Source organism: Leptospira soteropolitanensis, assembly GCF_026151655.1.
GTDB classification, from domain to species: Bacteria; Spirochaetota; Leptospiria; order Leptospirales; family Leptospiraceae; genus Leptospira_A; species Leptospira_A soteropolitanensis.
The window spans coordinates 1-2,138 of sequence record NZ_JAMQPN010000043.1 but is presented as its reverse complement, the minus strand read 5'-3'; the positions used below and the strand labels follow the sequence as shown (position 1 = coordinate 2,138).

Annotated in this window: 2 protein-coding genes; both read right to left on the bottom strand. The window is 31.7% G+C overall.

What is annotated here, in order from left to right:
- Positions 1–216: 216 nt before the first annotated feature.
- Positions 217–1,002, bottom strand: a complete 786-nt coding sequence (locus tag ND811_RS19130) for a hypothetical protein (RefSeq protein ID WP_015677822.1) — start codon at positions 1,000–1,002, stop codon at positions 217–219.
- 283 nt (positions 1,003–1,285) lie between these two features.
- Positions 1,286–1,924 carry a hypothetical protein gene (locus ND811_RS19125; protein WP_265353569.1) on the bottom strand — a complete coding sequence of 213 codons (639 nt, stop codon included), beginning with the start codon at positions 1,922–1,924 and terminating at the stop codon, positions 1,286–1,288.
- Positions 1,925–2,138: the final 214 nt, after the last annotated feature.

The window sequence follows — 2,138 nt, the reverse complement described above, 5'->3', positions numbered from 1 at the left end:
GCTACTCGACGTTTCCCGACCCTGAGTCCCGGACGGGACGTTAGGGACTGGCATGTAGCTTGCGTATGCAGGCGAATGCCAGAAGGGAAATGTGTCGCAGACCAAGCGAGGCCGTAGTGCCGAAGCGCAGTGAGTAGCCGCTGTTATGCGCAGTTTTGTGTCTTTGGATATGAAAAAAGTATTTTCAAAAAAAATTCAAATTCTTAAATTGTTTAATTACCAAATTCTTTTCAAGCGAGTTAGCTTTCCATCGAAAGTTTTATCGTTATCAATTGATTTTAACTCAATTTCGTTTTTGTTAATTTTTATAATTTCCTTTTTATTTATTTTTTTCTTACCATCGAACGATAGGTAATTCTCAATCAATAAATAGTTTTCTTCAATTTCCCATCCAGATTCAAAGCGGTTACCTAAAATTGTTGGTTTAGCAGGAAAATAGAAATATGTCATATTTTCACCAAAATAATATCTTCCTCCGTTCAGTGTTTCATCATTGGTTATTTCCCATAATCCAATCAAAAAATCAAAATTTTCATTAACTTTCTCAGATAGTATGATCCTTTGAAAGGAGTTTTTAAATTCTGAAAAACAGTATTTTCTGATAAATTCGTCAGTAGATAAATCCTCATCTTTTGCAGCAATGTCCAATTCTTCCTGAAGATCCTTGTCTTTTATATTTAAATTTGTAAATTTTAAATTTAATTCATTTTTGAAATTATTAATTATTAAATCATATTCTATACTTCTCTTTTTGAATTCAAATTCTGAGCATACATGAAAGGTTATTTTTTGGGGTTTATTGAATTTGAATTCTTCAGAAGGTGAAAAATAGTATACAGATTTTTTTTTGTTCGTCCTCGTTTTCATCCAGTCAGAAATTTTCGTTTCCCATTCAGTCTCTTTAAGTTGGTAATTAATAGAATAAGTTAATAGATTTTCCGATGTTTTGCAACTCATTAATAAAAAGATTGTAATCGTGGTTAATAAAATGTTTTTCTTCATTTTAACTCCTGTTATTTTTTGAATTTATGGATGATTTTTATACTAAGAAAAGTCAATTGTTTTATTTTGGGAATATTTATATATGAAAAATATTTAGGGATATTTTACAAAATTGCGCATAACGAACTAGACTTACCGAAGTTCCCTGACCCTGAGTCCCGGAGGGACGTTAGGGACTGGCACGTAGCTTGCGTTTGCAAGCGAGTGACAGAAAGGGAATTTGCCGTAGGCCGAGCGAGGCCTTGTGCCGAAGCGTAGCGGTAAGTCGCTGTTATGCGAAGTCCTAAATTTCTAATTCTTTTTCTTTTGTGTATTGAATATTAGAAAAGAATGCAGTAATTTGTATATAGCCACAAAATTTGAAATATACGTTAGAAATTGGGTGTGAATCACATACTGAGCTTATATAAAGTCCTAAATCTTGAATTGAAAATTTATTGTGGCTTTCAATCGAAAATATAAGTGAAACTTCTAGTATTGAAATTAGAAGCAGAATGAATGTTCTTGCTTTTGAATTAATTACATCTGGGGAATAGTTTTTATGTAACATCGTTTCAAAAAGAATTCCGAAATAAATAGCTGAGAAATATAGAATGCGCCATGTATAGTAGATGACGGTAAATTCATTTTTAATTTTTTGAAATGAAAGGATTGCTGTTATAATGAATAGTATTATTATCGTTACGTCAATTGAGTGTGTGTAGAAGTTGCTTTTTTCAAGAAGGTATTTTGATTTTGTAAGTATTTTCCCATATTTATTTTTTAAATATATATCTTTCCTTATTGAGTATTTGGCTTTAGATCTCTTATTTAGTTGAAGTTTGCAGATAGCCTTTACAGAGTTTCCTGCTATATCTAGTATGAGGGGTGGAAGAAAAATTAAAGCTCCGCCAATTGCCAATAATATAGAGTTTTTTAACATTTCTTTTAAACTTGCACATCTAATATAATATTGCTGAAAAAGTGTGCTGAAATTACCGTGCAGCGAATAGCTTGTGCATAACAAGAAAATGTTGTATAATATGATGAATGCTACGACTTCCATTTTTTATGTTTAAACAAATTTATATATCATTTTTAGGATTTCGCATAACGAAAAAGCTTACCGACGTTCCTCGTAGCTGAGCCTACGGAGT